The 18,547-nt window shown below is 49.4% G+C and carries 16 protein-coding genes, 1 tRNA gene and 1 other RNA gene; 15 read left to right on the plus strand and 3 right to left on the minus strand.

Annotation, left to right across the window (positions count from 1 at the left end; translation table 11 throughout):
- Positions 1–2: 2 nt before the first annotated feature.
- The gene (gene putA, locus SCU88_RS09190; protein WP_175339815.1) at positions 3–3,977 is read right to left on the minus strand and encodes a trifunctional transcriptional regulator/proline dehydrogenase/L-glutamate gamma-semialdehyde dehydrogenase; all 3,975 of its coding nucleotides are present in this window, start codon (positions 3,975–3,977) and stop codon (positions 3–5) included.
- 423 nt (positions 3,978–4,400) lie between these two features.
- Here putA and putP point away from each other — a divergent pair, with 423 nt between their 5' ends.
- Positions 4,401–5,912: a sodium/proline symporter PutP gene (gene putP / locus SCU88_RS09195; RefSeq protein WP_138096909.1), complete on the plus strand. Its 1,512-nt coding sequence runs from the start codon at positions 4,401–4,403 to the stop codon at positions 5,910–5,912.
- A 507-nt stretch (positions 5,913–6,419) separates the two neighbouring features.
- Complete coding sequence (phoH, locus tag SCU88_RS09200) at positions 6,420–7,208, plus strand: phosphate starvation-inducible protein PhoH (protein ID WP_175339816.1); 789 nt, start codon at positions 6,420–6,422, stop codon at positions 7,206–7,208.
- Between the two features lie 541 nt (positions 7,209–7,749).
- Here the strand turns inward: phoH and SCU88_RS09205 are convergent.
- Together SCU88_RS09205 and SCU88_RS09210 are read right to left on the minus strand one after the other, a co-directional pair.
- Positions 7,750–7,883: non-coding RNA, RtT sRNA (locus tag SCU88_RS09205), on the minus strand.
- A gap of 44 nt (positions 7,884–7,927) precedes the next feature.
- Positions 7,928–8,015: transfer RNA gene (locus SCU88_RS09210), tRNA-Ser, on the minus strand.
- 495 nt (positions 8,016–8,510) lie between these two features.
- Between SCU88_RS09210 and SCU88_RS09215 the strand changes: the two genes are divergently transcribed.
- The 13 genes from SCU88_RS09215 to tadF all read left to right on the plus strand — a co-directional run bounded on the left by SCU88_RS09215 (position 8,511) and on the right by tadF (position 18,545).
- Positions 8,511–9,098, plus strand: coding sequence for a transcriptional regulator (locus SCU88_RS09215; protein WP_175339817.1), 588 nt, complete (start codon positions 8,511–8,513; stop codon positions 9,096–9,098).
- Between the two features lie 142 nt (positions 9,099–9,240).
- Positions 9,241–9,450: a Flp family type IVb pilin gene (locus SCU88_RS09220; RefSeq protein WP_175339818.1), complete on the plus strand. Its 210-nt coding sequence runs from the start codon at positions 9,241–9,243 to the stop codon at positions 9,448–9,450.
- A gap of 67 nt (positions 9,451–9,517) precedes the next feature.
- On the plus strand, positions 9,518–9,964 hold the full coding sequence (locus SCU88_RS09225) for a prepilin peptidase (RefSeq protein ID WP_175339819.1): 447 nt from the start codon (positions 9,518–9,520) through the stop codon (positions 9,962–9,964).
- Positions 9,961–10,812 carry a hypothetical protein gene (locus SCU88_RS09230; protein ID WP_175339820.1) on the plus strand — a complete coding sequence of 284 codons (852 nt, stop codon included), beginning with the start codon at positions 9,961–9,963 and terminating at the stop codon, positions 10,810–10,812. Before SCU88_RS09225 ends, SCU88_RS09230 begins: the two co-directional genes overlap by 4 nt.
- Entirely contained in the window at positions 10,787–12,199 is a 1,413-nt protein-coding gene (locus SCU88_RS09235) for a type II and III secretion system protein family protein (RefSeq protein WP_431810118.1), read from the plus strand. Before SCU88_RS09230 ends, SCU88_RS09235 begins: the two co-directional genes overlap by 26 nt.
- Complete coding sequence (locus tag SCU88_RS09240; RefSeq protein ID WP_175339821.1) at positions 12,196–12,660, plus strand: hypothetical protein; 465 nt, start codon at positions 12,196–12,198, stop codon at positions 12,658–12,660. Before SCU88_RS09235 ends, SCU88_RS09240 begins: the two co-directional genes overlap by 4 nt.
- A 12-nt stretch (positions 12,661–12,672) precedes the next feature.
- On the plus strand, positions 12,673–13,797 hold the full coding sequence (locus tag SCU88_RS09245) for a hypothetical protein (protein ID WP_175339822.1): 1,125 nt from the start codon (positions 12,673–12,675) through the stop codon (positions 13,795–13,797).
- The gene (locus tag SCU88_RS09250; protein ID WP_175339823.1) at positions 13,794–15,077 is read left to right on the plus strand and encodes an ATPase, T2SS/T4P/T4SS family; all 1,284 of its coding nucleotides are present in this window, start codon (positions 13,794–13,796) and stop codon (positions 15,075–15,077) included. Before SCU88_RS09245 ends, SCU88_RS09250 begins: the two co-directional genes overlap by 4 nt.
- 1 nt (position 15,078) lies before the next feature.
- Positions 15,079–15,957, plus strand: a complete 879-nt coding sequence (locus tag SCU88_RS09255) for a type II secretion system F family protein (RefSeq protein WP_175339824.1) — start codon at positions 15,079–15,081, stop codon at positions 15,955–15,957.
- The gene (locus SCU88_RS09260) at positions 15,954–16,787 is read left to right on the plus strand and encodes a type II secretion system F family protein (RefSeq protein WP_175339825.1); all 834 of its coding nucleotides are present in this window, start codon (positions 15,954–15,956) and stop codon (positions 16,785–16,787) included. Before SCU88_RS09255 ends, SCU88_RS09260 begins: the two co-directional genes overlap by 4 nt.
- Positions 16,774–17,517, plus strand: coding sequence for a tetratricopeptide repeat protein (locus SCU88_RS09265; RefSeq protein ID WP_431810119.1), 744 nt, complete (start codon positions 16,774–16,776; stop codon positions 17,515–17,517). Before SCU88_RS09260 ends, SCU88_RS09265 begins: the two co-directional genes overlap by 14 nt.
- Entirely contained in the window at positions 17,504–18,004 is a 501-nt protein-coding gene (locus tag SCU88_RS09270) for a TadE/TadG family type IV pilus assembly protein (protein ID WP_175339826.1), read from the plus strand. The genes SCU88_RS09265 and SCU88_RS09270 overlap by 14 nt, the downstream gene beginning before the upstream one ends.
- A complete protein-coding gene (tadF, locus tag SCU88_RS09275) occupies positions 17,979–18,545 on the plus strand; it encodes a tight adherence pilus pseudopilin TadF (RefSeq protein ID WP_175339827.1) in 567 nt (188 codons plus the stop codon). The genes SCU88_RS09270 and tadF overlap by 26 nt, the downstream gene beginning before the upstream one ends.
- Positions 18,546–18,547: the final 2 nt, after the last annotated feature.

The following is an 18,547-nucleotide window of genomic DNA, read 5'->3' on the forward strand; positions in this document are numbered from 1 at the left end:
CCTTAGCCGATTGTCATCAGGCTGGCGTTCCCTCCTGCCGCTGCGGTGTTGACGCTCAGCGAACGTTCAACGTACAGCCTTTCCAGCAGCAGGTTGGTTTCGCCGTGGGCGAAACCCTGTACCGTGACGATGGCGCCATCCCGGGCGGCGACAAATTCGCACAGCTTACGCAACTGATCGGAATCACCGTGGAAGATAGTCGCATCGAAGGTCTGGCTGAAAAGCTTATCGGCGGTGGCGAAGTCGATACGCTGGCTGACGCTCTGGGGAAGACGTTTTGCCAGTTCACGCTGCATCGGCTCGTCGGGCCACAGCGCCCGGCTACCTACGGCAGTAACCGCCGCCAGCTGGATCAGCGCATCTTCTTCATTATCCGCCACGCACAGCACCCGGGTTCTGGGCATCAGGGTCCAGGTATTGCGCTCGCCGGTGGGGCCGGGCAGGGCGCGCAGGCTACCGCTCTGGGCCTGTTCGGCATAGCGCTGGCACAGAGCACGGAATTCCGAACGCTCTTCCGCCCAGTCGGTCAGGGCGTTATGGGCTTCCTGCAGCGCTGCTTTCAGGTGCATATTGGCCGGGTACATCCGGTCATGGCGGGCGAGGGTGGTTAACACCGCCTCTTCCGGACGGCTACTCAACAGACGGTAGAGATAGAGCGGACCGCCCGCTTTCGGACCTGTTCCGGAAAGACCTTCTCCGCCGAAAGGCTGGACGCCGACCACGGCGCCAACCATATTACGGTTAACGTACATGTTACCTACGTGGGCCTGTGAGGTGACCTGGGCGATGGTTTCATCAATGCGGGTATGAACCCCGAGCGTCAGGCCGTAACCGGCATCGTTAATTTGCTGAACCAGCGCGCTCAGTTTCGCACGGCTGTAGCGCACCACGTGCAGCACCGGGCCAAACACTTCGCGCTTCATCTCGTCAAAGCTTTCCAGCTCGATAAGCGTCGGAGGCACAAAGGTGCCGCTCTGCCATTCGCGCACGTCCTGGCTGTTTTCCTGAGCGGCCTGGAATACCCTGCGTCCTTTGGCGCGCATGGTCTGGATATGGCGTTCGATATTCTGTTTGGCTTCGCTGTCGATCACCGGTCCGATATCGGTGGTCAGGCGGCCAGGATTACCCATACGGCATTCGGCCATGGCGCCCTTCAGCATCTTCAGGGTGTGATCGGCCACCTCTTCTTGCAGGCAGAGCACGCGCAGAGCGGAGCAACGCTGACCGGCGCTGTCAAAGGCGGAGCTAATCACGTCCTGTACCACCTGCTCGGTCAGGGCGGATGAATCGACGATCATTGCGTTCAGGCCGCCGGTTTCGGCGATAAGCGGCGTCGGGCGGCCCTGGGGATCGAGGCGGCTGGCGATGTTGCGTTGCAGCAGGGTCGCGACCTCGGTAGAGCCGGTAAACATCACGCCGCGAACCCGGTCATCGGAAGTCAGGCGCGCGCCGACGGTTTCGCCGCGGCCCGGCAGCAACTGCACCACGCCTGGCGGTACTCCTGCTTCCAGTAGTAGTTCAATACCCCGGGCGGCGATAAGCGGCGTTTGTTCTGCCGGTTTCGCCAGCACGCAGTTACCGGCGGCCAGTGCGGCGGCTACCTGTCCGGTGAAGATCGCCAGTGGGAAGTTCCAGGGGCTGATGCAGACCACGGGGCCCAGTGGGCGATGAGTCTCGTTGTCAAAGTCATGGCTGACCTGACCGGCGTAATAGCGCAGGAAGTCCACGGCCTCCCGCACTTCGGCGATGGCGTTGCTGAAGGTTTTACCCGCTTCTCGCACCAGAATGCCGATCAGCGGCTGCATCTGATCCTCCATCAGAATGGCGGCACGCTCGAGGATCGCAGCGCGCTCGGCGGGTGGGGTGGCGAACCAGATATCGGCCTGATTCACCGCGGTATCCAGCGCCTGTTCCACCTCTTCATCCCGCGCTTCGCGCACGTAGCCGACAATATCCGTCGGCTCGGCCGGGTTAATCACCGCCTGAAGCTCGCTTTCGTGAACCTTTACCTCTTGCTCCAGAATCGGCAGCGCCTGCCACTTCTGGCTGGCGCTGTTGAGCAGCGCGGAAGAAAGCGAAGCCAGACGATGTTCATTGTCCAGATCCAGCCCCAGCGAGTTGGCGCGATCCTCGCCGTACAGATCGCGCGGCAGCGGAATTTTCGGATGCGGCAGTCCGGGCATGCCTTCCCGGGCGCTCAGTTTATCGACGGCCATGACCGGGTCGGCCACCAGATCGTCAATCGAAAGGGTGCTATCGGCAATGCGGTTGACGAATGAGGTATTGGCGCCGTTTTCCAGCAGGCGGCGCACCAGATAGGCCAGCAGCGTTTCATGGGTGCCCACCGGCGCATAGATGCGGCACGGGCGGTTCAGCTTACCGTCGCTGATTTTTCCCACCACCTGTTCGTAGAGCGGTTCGCCCATGCCGTGCAGGCACTGGAATTCATACTGTCCCGGGTAGTAGTTCTGACCGGCCAGATGGTAGATAGCGGCCAGTGAATGGGCGTTATGGGTGGCGAACTGCGGATAGATAAGATTCGGCACTGACAGCAGCTTACGGGCGCACGCCAGGTAGGAGACATCGGTGTACACCTTACGGGTATAGACCGGGTAGCCTTCCAGCCCTTCTACCTGGGCCTGTTTGATTTCACTGTCCCAGTAGGCGCCTTTCACCAGGCGAATCATCAGGCGACGTCGGCTGCGAGTGGCGAGATCGATCAGATAGTCGATGACGAACGGGCAACGCTTCTGGTAAGCCTGGATAACAAAACCAATACCGTTCCAGCCTTCCAGTTCCGGCTCAAAGCACAGTTTTTCCAGCAGATCGAGAGAGATCTCCAGCCGGTTGGCCTCTTCAGCGTCGATGTTGATCCCGATATCGTACTGGCGCGCCAGCAGGGTCAGCGCCTTAAGGCGTGGGTAGAGTTCGTCCATAACCCGATCGAACTGGGCACGGCGATAGCGGGGATGCAGGGCGGAAAGCTTGATGGAAATTCCCGGACCTTCATAGATACCACGACCATTAGAGGCCTTGCCGATAGCGTGGATCGCCTGCTGGTACGACAGCATATAGGCGTCGGCATCGGCAGCGGTCAGGGCTGCCTCGCCCAGCATATCGTAGGAGTAGCGGAAGCCTTTATCTTCCAGACGGCGGGCATTGGCCAGCGCTTCGGCGATGGTTTCGCCGGTGACGAACTGCTCGCCCATCAGGCGCATCGCCATATCCACACCTTTGCGGATCAGCGGTTCACCGCTCTTGCCGATAATACGGTTCAGGGAGCGGGAGAGATTGGCTTCATTATGTGTTGAAACCAGTCGCCCGGTCAGCAGCAGTCCCCAGGTAGCGGCATTGACGAACAGCGACGGACTGCGGCCTACGTGCGACTGCCAGTTACCGTTACTGATTTTGTCGCGGATCAGCGCGTCCCGGGTGCCTTTATCGGGAATACGCAGCAGTGCTTCGGCCAGGCACATCAGCGCCACCCCCTCCTGGGAGGAGAGTGAGAATTCCTGTAACAGCCCCTGTACCATACCAGCACGGCCGCCTGCGGTTTTCTGATTACGCAGCTTGTTGGCCAATTGATGGGCGAGGGTATGGGCCTTCTGGGCCACATCGGCAGGCAGACGGGCCTGCTCAAGGATCATCGGTACGGCATCGGTTTCCGGGCGGCGCCAGGCGGCAGTAATGGCGGCGCAGCTGACGCTTTGAGGCAGGATCTGTTCGGCAAACTCCAGAAACGGCTGGGGTGTTTCATCGACCGGGGCGCTGGCGTCGTCGACATCGCTATTATTGGCGGCGCCAGCCAGTAATGCAGGCAGTTCGGGCAGCTCCTCATTATTTTCCAGGCGCTGCAGGTAATTAAAGATAGCCTGCTTAATTAGCCAGTGTGGTGTCCGATCGATTCGCGAGGCTGCGGTTTTAATCCGCTCGCGGGTCTCTTCATCCAGTTTTACCCCCATTGTGGTGCTGGCCATGCCTGTACTCCTGTCTCTGCTCGTTAGGGTCTGTGAAAAAATATTGCTACCCGGCAATATCTATTATGTTGCAACTTTGTGCAACCACGTTAAATGTGACGGAGATAGCAACACTGAAAGAGAGCAAATTGTTAATGACAGATGCGGATTTATTTTTTTCTGGATTTACCCGAAGGGGCGGTGTTTACTGACGCGCTTAACATTTTTTATGGGTGCAACCCGTAAAAGTGTGAGCCAGTGCAACCTATAAGAAAACTTAAGCTGAACCAGGGGCTGGCATGTGTAACTGATATGTTAAAGCATTTGTAAACACAGAACGCTTACGGCAGGATGGATCGCCGCGAGTGAAACGACAAACGAGACCCGCCACGTTCCGGCGGTGTCAACCTGGGGTTTTACCCGGAAACAACATCGGAGAACCGAATGAATATTAGTACACCGATGCTGGTGACTTTCCTGATTTATATCTTTGGCATGATATTGATTGGTTTTATCGCCTGGCGTTCTACAAATAACTTTGACGACTATATTCTGGGCGGCCGTAGCCTCGGCAGCCTGGTCACGGCGCTTTCCGCAGGCGCTTCTGATATGAGCGGTTGGCTACTGATGGGGCTGCCTGGGGCAATATTTATCGCCGGAATTTCGGAGAGCTGGATAGCGATTGGCCTTGCCCTTGGCGCATGGCTGAACTGGAAACTGGTGGCCGGACGGTTGCGTGTCCAGACTGAGGCCAATGATAACGCGCTGACGCTACCAGACTATTTCACCAGTCGCTTTGCCGATAACAGCCGCCTGCTGAGGATTATCTCGGCGCTGGTTATCCTTGTCTTCTTCACTATCTACTGCGCTTCCGGCATTGTGGCCGGCGCTCGCCTGTTTGAGAGCACCTTCGGCATGGATTACGCCACCGCGCTGTGGGCCGGAGCGGCGGCAACCATTATCTACACTTTTGTGGGCGGCTTCCTGGCGGTGAGCTGGACCGATACCATTCAGGCAGCGCTGATGTTCTTCGCGCTGATCCTGACGCCGGTGGTGGTGCTGTTCACCGTGGGCGGCTTTGGCGATGCGCTGGAGGTGATTAAACAGAAAAGCATCGAGAACATTGATATGTTCAAGGGACTAAATATCGTTGCGATTATTTCGCTGCTGGGCTGGGGACTGGGCTATTTTGGACAGCCGCATATCCTGGCGCGCTTTATGGCGGCGGATTCGCACCACACCATTGTGAATGCGCGTCGTATTGGCATGACCTGGATGATTCTCTGCTTGTTGGGGACGGTGTCCGTAGGTTTCTTCGGCATTGCCTACTTTGCCGATAACCCGCAGCTGGCCGCGGCCGTCAATGACAACAGCGAACGCATCTTTATTGAACTGGCCCAGATACTGTTTAACCCCTGGATTGCCGGTATCCTGATGTCGGCGATTCTGGCGGCGGTAATGTCTACCCTGAGCTGCCAGTTACTGGTCTGCTCCAGCGCGATTACCGAAGATCTCTACAAGGCTTTCCTGCGTAAAGGGGCCAGCCAGCGTGAACTGGTATGGGTTGGACGTCTGATGGTACTGCTGGTGGCGCTGGTGGCTATCGCTATGGCGGCAGATCCCAATAACCGGGTACTGGGGCTGGTTAGTTACGCCTGGGCCGGATTCGGCGCCGCCTTTGGGCCGGTGGTGATTCTGTCGCTGTTCTGGTCGCGAATGACCCGTAACGGTGCGCTGGTCGGTATGGTAATTGGTGCCGTGACCGTAGTGGTCTGGAAACAGTTTGAATGGCTGGATCTCTACGAAATTATTCCGGGCTTCCTGTTCGCCACCCTGGGTATTGTCGTGGTCAGCCTGATGGGCAAAGCGCCATCCCGTGACGTGGTTGAGCGTTTTAATAAGGCAGAACAGCACTTCCGGGATATTCCTGCAGCTAAGTTACAGCAGGCCGAGTAATCTCTTCAGACTGCCCCTGCCGGGGCAGTCTTCATTTTCCTCTCACGTTACGTCATATCATGGCGCAATGAGATAGCCCGCCCGAATATTATCTATCAGAATTTCCTGTTGTTTAAAAAATAACCAGAACGATATTTATCAAATAATATGTTGCAATATTGATAATATTTAGTGTAAGAAAAGAGAAGAGCGGTAGTTCCCGGCAGTGAAAGCCTTTTTCACAATGGAGATCGCGAATGGTAGCGTCCAGAACTGGACATCCGAAAACAGCAATCCGCACTCCCCAGCTGGCAGGCATTGCCACCGGCAACGTCCTCTTCACCGCTCAATATCCCTTCACGACACATTCAGTCATTACCGATGCGGCATCCGCCTCATGGCGGCGGTGTCGCCTCTCCTCAACCGGCAATTATTGGCTTAAAAGGGAGCCAACCTTCTTTGTTTGTGCGCATGATCGCGCCTGTGAGCAGGCGCGGGTAGTGAAACCAACCAGTCAAGGTGCCATCCATGGGAAGACAAAAAGCAGTGATCAAAGCTCGTCGCGAAGCCAGACGTTTGCTGAGGCGGGACTCACGCAGCCATAAACAGCGTGAAGAAGAGTCGGTCACCTCGCTTGTGCAGATGAGCGGCGTGGAATCTATTGGCATGGCCAGGGACAGCAGGGATAATTCGCCTATTGAGGCGCGTAATGCCGCGCAGGAGCGCTATCTGAAAGCTATCGGGCGCAAAAAGCTTATCTTTGCCACCGGCGAGGCCGGATGCGGCAAAACCTTTATCAGTGCGGCTAAAGCCGCGGAGGCCCTGATTCATAAAGATATCGAGAGAATCATCGTCACCCGACCGGTACTACAGGCTGACGAAGACCTGGGCTTTCTGCCTGGCGATATCGGAGAGAAGTTCGCGCCCTATTTCCGACCGGTTTATGACATCCTGGTACGGCGCCTGGGCGCTTCTTTTATGCAGTACTGCCTGCGTCCGGAAATCGGTAAGGTAGAGATCGCCCCCTTTGCCTATATGCGTGGCCGCACTTTTGAGAATGCGGTGGTGATTCTGGATGAGGCACAGAACGTAACTGCATCCCAGATGAAGATGTTCCTGACTCGCCTGGGAGAGAACGTCACGGTTATCGTCAATGGTGATATCACCCAGTGCGATCTGCCAGCCGGAGTGCTCTCCGGGCTGGAAGACGCGCTGCGGCGCTTTAGCGACGATGAGATGGTCAGCGTTATTCGCTTCACCAAAGAGGACTGCGTACGCTCTGATCTTTGCCAGCGCGCGCTCAACGCTTACGCTTAACCTGAAACTAATCGCGACAGGCCCGGTACACGCTGCCGGGCCTTTGCGTTAATGTCCGTCAGGTTGTGGTAGGGAAGGGGAGCGGCTTGCCGATAAAATAGTCCTGCATATGGTTGACGTCTATCCGTTACAGCCGTTTCTGATACTCCTCGCTTCGACGAATTCGGCGACCAACTGCATCTTCTGCTTGCCGGCGATTTGAACCGGCAGGATAGTGGATGAACCTGCACGTAATACAGGAACCGCGACGGCAGTCATAACCAGAATAATGAGAAATCGTTTGGCGCTGGTGTAAAGGGCTTTCATGGATTGTATTAATTATCCAGAAATTCGCTAACAGCCAGACGATTAGTCGCAGTAATAGTGAGGATTATCCAAACAGCACTGAAAGAGGAAACGTCTATAGGATGAACATAACGGGTGTCGGTAGAGGCGAGCCAGATGAGGGTTTTCGCTTTTCCTGCCGGTTAAACTCTGGCCGGGATTTTGTGCAGCAGATATGAAAAAGCCCTGGTGTTAATCTGAACTCTCTCATTAAATATGGCGGTGAGGGAGGGATTGACTCGCTGCGCTCGCCCTTCGGGCAGTCTCCTCGCGGGCTCGTCGCCTGTCCTACGGGCTTCGCCCGTTGTCGAACCCAGTCGAGGGTTCTCACCCTCCCGGGTTGTGCGACATAAACGAAAAAGCCCGGGGGTTAACCCGGGCTCTCTCTTTAAATATGGCGGTGAGGGAGGGATTCGAACCCTCGATACGTTGCCGTATACACACTTTCCAGGCGTGCTCCTTCAGCCTCTCGGACACCTCACCAAATTGTCTTGCCAGCCGCCTGTAACGGCTAACGGGGCGCTACTATAGGGAGTCAGCCAGATATGGTCAAGCACATTTTTTCGTTCCGCATTGTTTTGGTCAAGGGATGAACAAACTGAAGATTGGGTTCTTCAGAAAACGCCTTGTGGCGGATCTTTAACAATCTGATGACAAGCCGTATATCGCTTTGTGGGCCAAAGAACCAATATCATATTGTTTAACAGGTACAGGTAACAGCGTGTAGCTGAAATGATAAGTACGATTAATGTTTTCTTTAAAAGGAAACATCTGGCCTAAATATTCATCATGCCTCCATAAGCAGTATTCAGTCTCTTTATGATAGTAGGATAGGTTTTTTCTTGCATTACTATGGTATTAAGATCATTGACGAGAAATTAATGAGAAAAAATGAGAATTATGAGGTTGTTATTTTTCCCTCATCCTTTATATAAGAAGTTCTGAAAGGAACGGACATTGCTTTTGTAGGATGGCGATATGAATGGATTAAAACTTAATGAAGGGAAAACTTTTCTTCTTGACAAAAATGTAATGTTTTTGCCCTCCAAAAGGCGACTGGTATCGGAAGATAATCGGGTGGTGGAACTGACAGAGAACAATTATCGGTTTCTTTCTTTACTTCTTACCGGTGAGACAGATAAGCAGGCCATTATTGATTTTGTCTGGCAGGAGCAAAATGGGTCGGTGAGTGAAAGCAGCTATTACGGTCAATTATATTTGTTACGAAAAGCGCTTACGGCATGCGGGCTGGCAGAGTCATTGATTAAAACGATACCGCGTAAAGGGGTGAGATATACAGGGACTGTAAAGGAAGTGAGCATTGACAGCAATACGACGTCTGAGAAGGAGGTTAGTGAAACGTTGTCCGGAGCGCTAGAGGCAGAATCCGGGCAAGAAGAGCTTCATGGAAAAGCTGAAGTAGAGGTACGGCCTACTCCAGTACAACGTGGTAGTGCCGAGTGGTACCAAAGCCGTAGCTGGAATGTATTCGTCTCCGTATTAGCCGTTATTGCCGTATGTTGGATCACGACGCTGATCTTTGTGTTCCTCTTTTTACTGAAATGAAAATAAATGAACAGTATTGAGATTCTTAATGAAGACTCATTTTGGGGAGAAAAGTAATCTCTGTCCGTCAATTCGATACATACGATTGATAAATATTCTCTGGATTTTGTATTAGTAACTTTTATATTTTTAAGGAATTATTATGTCAAAATGGTTTTCTGGTATGACTGCCAATGTGAAAAACTTTGCTGAAAATGAGCAGGGTGTTACTGCAATTGAATACGCCCTGATTGCTGTCGCTATGGCTACGCTGTTGGCTGCAGTACTTGGCGATCAGACTTCCGGTTTCCTGGGGGCGCTGAATGATACCTTTGAGGCTATCAAAAATGCGATTCTGAGCGTCACGCTTTAATCGTTGCTCTGTAAGCCCTGTTACTGGCAGGGCTTACGTTGCGGCAGGCAAATTTAAGGATGAGTTTGTGATTAGTTCTTATCAATATGGAATTTTATTCCTGGTGACTTTGCTATGTCTGGTGATCAGTTGGAACGATCTGTATAAAAGAACAATACATAATAAATATGTGCTATGTATTGTTTTGCTCGCCGCTATCTATGGGGTTTTACCTGGAAGAGAGATAAATGCTGTCGCCGCTGGCCTGTCGCTACTGGCTGGCTTTTTCCTGTTTTATGCGCATTTCATTGGTGCGGGAGATGTGAAGATTTTCTCTGCTCTGGTGCTGTTTGTTCCCCAGCAGCAGTTTTTTTCTTTTTTATTTCTGACGACGCTGTATGGCGTCGCGATTGTGGCGATCGGTTTTGTTGGGTTCCGGAAACAAATGCAGACAACAGGCGTGCCTTATGGTGTGGCAATTTCGTTGTCTTTTATTTGTTGTATGTTTTTTTCAGCTCCTGGATATATTCAATGAATCAAAGAATTTTGCTTTTTTTATCCGTGATTATCATCGTCGTTGGCGTTGTGGGCCTCATCAGATCAAATGATGAGGTCGTGCCGGAAACCGTGCCGGAAACGCCTCAGGCAGTATCAAAAAACATCATTATTGCTGAAGCAGTTTATGATCTTCTCCCTGGGGATATCATTGATGATAATGCTTTTAAGATTAAATCTCAGTTGATATCCGAAGATCACGATATCAGAGATCTCAGTGCCATAAATGGTAATCTTCAGGGATATCTGGTCAAAAACAAAATTGGGCGTGGTGAGAATATTCTACTGGCCGCACTGGAAAAACCCGGTTCTGAGGGGTTTATCAAAAGAAGTATGCAGCTCGGTGATGTTCCCTATCTTTTTCCAGTGAAGAAGAATGATAATGAATATCTGCTCTCAGCGCTTAACGCCGGCGATAAGGTTGCTATCTATCTGAGAGTCATTGAGATTGAAAAGAATAAAAGTCCTGCAGCAGGTTTAGTTCTTGAGAGCAGCGCCAGCGGAAAAGATATTAAAAAATATGTCGTAAATAGGGTCTTTGATAATTTGCCGGTTATCGCGACCACTGAATCCGTGCCAGATTCGAAGACATCGCGGGATCCACTCCTGGCAGGTAATAAAGAAATCGTTGGTTATATCACTATTAAGCTCAGCCAGGATCAGTTGGTGAAATTAAAAACGGTCGAGAATGCCGGTGAGCTTTTTGTGGCGCCAGCGGGGACTGAAGGTCGCTATGTAAATGGCAAGGTCAGTATGGACGATGTACTGCCTCAATTCAGAACGGTTAAGGAAATTCGAGGTAATGGGAAATCAGCAGCGAAAAAATAATCAGATAAAAATTGACAACCTTTACTTAACAGGATCGGGAGATAACATGCTCAGGTTGTTTAGGAATTTACTTGCTACCTTTTTTTTGGTAGTTAGCAGCGCTGCCGGTGCCGGCGAGATATGGATCCAGCCAGGCGATAGTCGGGTTATCCAGTTACAGGAAAATATTGATACAGTATTTGTTTCTGCCCCCGACGTTGTGGAATATGAGATTATCGGTGATAAAAGCCTGGTCGCATATGGTAAGGAATTTGGGCGTTCCGAGCTGATTGCATTTAACAAAAATGGCGAGCAGGTATTAAAAACACTCATAATCGTCGATGCGATTCTTGGTGAAGCGCATCAGAGAATCAGTGAGGAGTTTCCTGACAGCAAGGTGACCATTAAAAAGATGGCCGGAACCTATATTCTTTCCGGTACCGCAGAATCCGAAGAGGCTAAAGATCGCATTTACCAGATCGTGGGCGAGAGCATTGGCGCGAAAAAAACGGTGCTGGAAAGGACGCTGATAAAAAACGGTAATGGCGGTGGGGATAAGAACGACGAACGTCTTCCCTGGATGGACCAGGTCCTCTATGAAGGCCTTATTAACAAGCTGCAATTGCCCATCACCAATCAGGTGAACGTTAAGTTATCCATCGTCGAAGTGACCCGTGAATTTACCGACAACATCGGTGTGGACTGGAACACGGTAGGGGAAACGGCATCAGGAATGTTTCGTCTGGTAAAATTTGACGCCAACTCAATAACCAGTCTGATACATGCAATCAGTAATGATAGCGTGGCGCGCGTGTTGGCCGAACCTAATCTGTCGGTTCTCTCCGGGGAAACTGCAGAGTTCCTTGTTGGGGGCGAAGTTCCGGTAGTGACAACCTCAAATAACGGCACCAGCGTGGACTATAAAGAATATGGCATCAAACTGAACATTGGCGCGAAGGTCAATAACAATAAGAAAATACGCGTTATTCTTGGCCAGGAAGTCAGTAATTTGGATAGCACGTACACGACCGTAGCCGGCTCCTCGATTCCCGCATTGCAAACCCGACGCGCCCGGACAACGGTAGAGTTGGCTGATGGCGAAAGTTTTTTGCTGGGTGGGCTTATCAGTAAAACAGAGCAGGAGCAACTGGCGAAAATTCCATTTGTCGGTGATATTCCCATATTAGGAGCGCTCTTTCGTAATGCGTCAACGGAGCGAAAAAATAAAGAACTGGTCGTTATCGCCACGGTGAACTTGGTTAAGCCTGTCGCCACCCGGGAAATCGTCGTACCCGAATTCCGTACAACCACGACCTGGAGCCGACTTTTTAATCTGGATGGCATTACCAGTCGTCGCGACAAGGAACGCGCGGTAAATTTTATAGAACGCGGAGGGTTTATTAAATGATATTGTTCAGCCGAACTATCCTGTTGGCTATCATGGTGTTTTTCTTCAACTCTGCGCAGGCCAATATTCAGGATGTGAAGACCTATAATTTCACTACTCGTGACGCGATTTCTGTTGAAGTCCTGGCTGGCAAGATCGCCTATGATGCCGGGAAAGGTTTTTCAGGTGAAGTTTACCTTTACTGGAATAATAATGATTTCACCCAGTTTGCACAGCATATTCGCAAGGAGTTGATTGCTCATGGTATTAACCCCTATCAAATAATTCTGAAGCAGGAGCGTGGCGGATTTACTGAAAATAGCTATCAGGGAATTAAAGTTTATCTCCGAAATGTTGTGCTGCGCGCGCCTGAATGCCGGGGAAAGGCTCTGAATTATAAATATCAGAGCGATGATGCTGGATGTGTGTTAAATAACATTATAGATCAAAGTCTGGTAAACCCATTTTCGTATCAAATGTAACAAGGAAGTAGTATGCTGCTGTTCTCCAAAAGTGAAAATAAAGACAAGCGAGAAGATGGCGTTTTTTATGTTTTTTCTCGTTCGCCATTGCTGAACGAAAATTTAACCAGTGAATTACGTCTTGCCGGATTGCCCCATGTGCGGGGGATTAAATGCAATATTCCCGATGAATTACAGGGTACGATCCCCGATGATATCAGCGGGGCGGTGATTGATATCGGTGATTGTACTGATGTCGATACGGTCGTACAGCAATTACAGATGCTGATTCCGGGGGGCGTCTGGTATTGTGTGGTTGGCAATAGCGACTCGATTACGCTGGCTCAGCAGTTCTCCAGCTATAACGTCGCTTATTATCACTCTTCCGCTCAGCGTGATTTACTGGTGGAAGCTGCAGTGAACGGCTCCCAGGCGGTCACCAAAAAAAAAGCGATTATGATCGGCATTCTGGGTTGCAAGGGAGGGGTCGGCAATTCGCGTTTAGCCTGGCATATTGCGCGCAAGATAGCGGATGAAAAAAGAGTGGCGACGTTACTGGTATCTGGCAGCGGAGGAACCAGGGATATGGATATTATTGCCGGTAAAAAACTTTCTCACGAATATACCAGCGTCAAAAAACACCTGGATATTTATGGTGAGCCGGTCACTCAGCTCAGCGAAGTCGCCGAAGACGCTTTTCATCGGTATAACTTCGTTATCTACGAGCAATCTATTCATACTGCCTCGAAAGAGCAATTGCGTGGATTCGCGGAGCAAGCGCTATGTCTGGTGCTGGTTATCGACCGTAGTTTTTCTTCTGCCAGGGTTGCTCGGGCGATGCTGGAACAGGTGGATGTTCTTCACAGAATTAACCGGCTGTCCCGCAGAGTCTACCTCTGTTTTAATGATAACCGCCCGGGGCAGCATAGTGAAATTACATTGGAGGATCTGGAAAAATTACTTGAGCAACGGGTAGATATTCACATCCCCTATATAAAAAGTGGTCTTGAGAGAGTCAGTACTTTACCTTCAGACGGATTATTAGCGTCACAGGGCGTCAATAGTCTGGATTTGCTTGTCGACAGAATTTTAGGTGTTGCCCGTACAGAAAAGAAATTTTCTGTCCTTAATACTATCTTCCGGAGAATCAGAACATGAGTCTATCGAAAGAGAATCAGATATTGCTACGCGAGGGCGTGTTAAAAAATATTGAAATAGCCAAAATAGAACACCTTATCGAAGATCGTTACGCTTTGGTTTCCGAGATGAATAGCGTTATTGAGAAGGTGGTGGAACAGGAAGATATCTATTTGACCGGCGGCGATCAGCGAGCCATGGCTGAGATTATGACCGACGAGATCATGGGATTTGGTCCGCTGCGAGTTCTGATTGAAGATGACACAGTCTCCGATATTCTTGTTAATGGACCAGACAAAATCTTTGTAGAGCGTTATGGAAAACTGGAAATTACGCCATACTGTTTCATTGATAATGCGCAGCTGACTGATGTCGCCAGACGGCTGGTCCAGCGCGTCGGGCGCCGTCTCGACACCGGCCAGCCGCTGGTCGATGCCCGATTGCTGGATGGTAGCCGTCTTAACGTCGCGATATCGCCGATTACGCTGGATGGTACGGCAATTTCCATACGTAAATTTTCTCGCCATCATTTGGGCTTCCGGGAGTTAATCGACTCTGGTGCGCTAAGTAGCGCTATGGCGGATTTTCTTGTTATCGCCGCCCGCTGTCGCGCTAACATTATTATTTCTGGCGGTACCGGATCGGGGAAAACAACGCTGCTGAATGCCCTGTCGGCTTATATTGATGAGAATGAACGTATTATTACTATGGAGGATGCGGCCGAACTGAGATTACGGCAACCTCACGTTTTACGAATGGAAACAAGAATGGCCGGTATCGAAAATACCGGAAAAGTGTCAATGCGCGCATTGCTTATCAACTCGCTAAGGATGAGGCCGGATCGGATCATTGTCGGTGAATGCCGGGGCGAAGAGGCTTTTGAGATGCTGCAGGCGATGAATACCGGGCACGATGGCTCCATGTCAACGCTCCATGCCAACTCGCCGCGTGATGCGATTTCCCGCCTCGAAAATATGGTAATGATGGCAGGAATGGGTATTCCTATTGAATCAATACGGCGTAATATTATTTCGGCAATTAATATTATTATTCAGGTTTCGCGACTGAATGACGGATCTCGTAAAATTATGAATATCAGCGAGGTGATGGGCATTGAAGGAGAGCATGTTATTTTGCAAGATATTTTTACATTTGAAAGTCATGACGAACGAAATAGTGATGGCAGAATTCAGGGCGATTTCGTTAATCATGGATTACTGGTGCGCTCATCAATCATGCAAAATGCGACGCTCTTTAATTTAACTGAAGAGTTAAAGCAAATATTTAACATGAGAGCTTAATATGTATATAGCAATTGTGATAACAGGATTGGCTATCTTCGTGATGGCATTATTAAGGTACTGGAGGATTCATCGGGTTATCGATGCGGCAGCGCTGACGCGTGTCGTAGAGAAGGCTGAAGGAAAAACCAATTTCATTGCTGAGTTATATACCGAGTGGCGTAACTATGCTTTTGGCTCAGTGAGATGGGGAATCAATGGATTTATTATCTCGTTAACCTTGCTATTGCTCTCATTATTTATCAATTATTATTATTTGGGCTTCCCTTGGGTCTTTTTTATCCTTATTGTTTGCATGGTGTTGGTTGTCGCGCAGATCCGTATGGGTCGGGCAATAAGGAAAAAATACTTTGAGAATAAGTTCCCGGAGGTACTGACTGTTGTTAGCTCTGCTATCTCTGCAGGCAACAGTATTCAGCAGGCTCTGGAACGATGCGGTACGAATATTGACGGCGATATGGGAAATATTTTTAACAATGTTAGTCGGCGTTTAAATCTGGGGGAAGAGCCTGAAAGAGTCTTTAATGATGCTGTTAACATATATCGTTATCGGGAGTTTTATTTTTTCTTTATTGTTATGATGGTGAGTCTACAGCGAGGCGGGCAGTTACGTACGTTAATTAGTCGTCTTTCCCGGACGATCAATATAAATAAAAATATGGATAAAAGGAAAAAAGCAATGACTTCAGAAGCCCGATCATCGGCAAAAATTGTTGCGGCTATTCCTGTTATCTTTTTTCTGGGGATGAAGTTTTTGAGCCCTGATAACTTTGACTTTATTGTTAATGACAGTACCGGAAGATATATTCTTTATTATGTTTTATCCAGTGAAGTTGTAGGCTTATTGATTATCAACCATCTGGTAAGGAAAGCAATATGACATTTTTAGTCATGCTGATTTTTGGCGTAGTTATCTTCCTGTATCTGGTCCATCGAGAGCTGACGATCTATAAAAAAATGTGCCTGGTTAATTCTGAATCACAAGAGTCAGGAGTCGTGTCCAGAACCACTTTGGATATTAATGCCATTATTATATCGAACAGCCGTATTCTACTTTTCCTGAAAGAGGTAGATAGCGATCTGATACGTAAGATTAAAACGACGCTGGTTCTGTCTTTTCCTGTTTTCATTCTGTCGTTACTGCACGTTTTACCAGTCAGTTACCGACAGTGCGCAATGATTATGATGGTGATTATGGTGGCGACGATCGTGGTTCCGGGGGCGATCGTTGGCCCCGTGATTCATCAGAAGTTAAAACGTATGACAGATATATTGCCGTATTTTATTGAGTTAACCGCCGTTTGTGTACAGACAGGAATGACGGTCGAAAGCTCAATTAAATACGTTGCCATGCGCTTTGATAAAATGGATGAAAATCTTTCTGCGATCATGATGTCAATTTCGAGGAAAGCGGAAGTTGCTGGACTGGAAGAAGCGTTAGGTGAACTTTACCACTCAACGGAGACTCCTGAGCTAAAAATGTTCTGTGCGACATTACAGCAAAGCGTTCATTACGGTACTTCGCTTTATGAAAATTTATTGGAACTGGCTCATGATATTCGCGAGTATCAGTTACTTCATATAGAAGAAAAAGTCGGAAAATTATCGGCAAAAATGAGCATTCCCTTGATTTTGTTTATTATGTTCCCCATTACGATTCTTATTTCGGCACCAGGAATATTAAGGATAATGAAGCATGGTATTTTCTAAAAAAACTCTTGTGATTGGCGGCGTACTTTTTATATTAACAGGATGCAGCTCGATGAGCGGTTTTCATGCCAGTACTGAGAATACTCAGATACAAGAGGATATCTATCTTAAATCCAGGAACTATACTGGGCTGATTAATTTGTATCGTAGCTCTTTGAAGAAAAAAGACGATCCTAAAATCCGTTACAAGCTATCTAAGTATTATTATCAGGCGGGGGATTATAAATCATCACTCTATTACTTACAGCCACTGTTAAAGAATCCCGATCAGACTATTTATACGCTTCAGACACAAAATATGATATCTCTTGGTGACTATCCCCAGGCGATAAGAGTGACTCAGCAAATGTTATCCCGGGATAATAAATATGCGGAAGCTTATAATTTAAAAGGTGTTGCTCTGGCAATGTCAGGAAAATATTCTGAAGCCAACGCTGCGATTCAGCAGGCGCGGGATATGTTTATCGCCGATGATGTAGCCATTAACAATATGGCAATGATCGCGTTGCTCGACCAACGGTATCAGGATGCCGTGGGGTTACTACTGCCTCAATATCTGCGAGGGCGTAAACAGGAGCGCATGATTCATAACCTGGTGGTTGGTCTGGTGAAAGTGGGCGACGCAGGTTATGCAAAACAAATTGTTCGCGCCGAAAATTTGAGTGATTATCCGGATGAGCTTATTGATTCTCTAATTAGCCTGGGGCCGATTAAAAATGAGGTGTTATAATTTAAAGAAGACCTTTTCCCGCGATCAAACTGGAGTAGCGAGTATTGAATTTTCTCTTTCAATTATCGCCTTTGTTATATTGCTATTTTTTATTGCGGAGATTGCTCGTATGTCTTATATCTCTGCGGTGCTGGATCTGGCGCTGTCCGAAGCCTCCAAATCAGCAAAGAACGCATCAACGTTTGATTCCAGCTATCAAACGCGATTTCGTCAGCGCTTTGTGAGTAACGGAGGACATTTATGGGACTTTTTGACAAAAAATAATGAAGTAGAGCTCAGGGTTTATTTTAGTGATTCTGTTGGCGATATGATAAGAAGCGGAGGTAGCTCGTCAGCAAACTCCAGAAATATGGCATTAGCCAGATATCAGGTCCACTATCGTTATCAACCTATGTTTTTTCCGTTTCCTGGCTTTTGGGCAAATAGCTTGCTATATCGGGAGGTGATCTTTGTTCAGGAATATGAACGCTCAAAGTTTATGGACTAATCAGAAGGGAGCAGTCGCCGTTGAATTTTCGTTTATCGCGATAATCCTGGCGCTGATTATGGTGTTGGCGTCCGAACTGGTGATGAAACAAACTCTGGTAGGCAAACTCGATCGCATCTCTTATTCGCTGGCCGGGATCCTCAGGGAGCGTCAGCAGCTCTATGCGGAACGCGAGGAGATAGCTCCGACGGAGTTAGCCGAGATGCGGGCGCTGGCTGCGAAGATGCTGGCGGATATGCATTACCCGCACAGCGAGCAGGTCACTATCGGGCTTGAGGCTTTACATTTCGCACCGGTAAGTGATTTGGTGAATAAGAATAAGGTCATTTCCCTGAATCAGACTATCCGCGATCCCGGCTGTGTTTCGCCTGCCGGAGATTTAATAACCCTGAAAGACCTTTCCCCGTTGGGAAGCTACGGTCGCTGGGTGCCGCTATACCAGGTCACGGTCTGTCTTCCGCAGAGCTCGTTATTCAATATCGCCAATTTTTTTCGTTCTACGGATCAGATTGTTTCTTATGCCGTTGTCATGGCGAGGTAGCA

Source organism: Jejuibacter sp. L23 (genome assembly GCF_050815825.1).
GTDB classification, from domain to species: domain Bacteria; phylum Pseudomonadota; class Gammaproteobacteria; order Enterobacterales; family Enterobacteriaceae; genus Jejubacter; species Jejubacter calystegiae.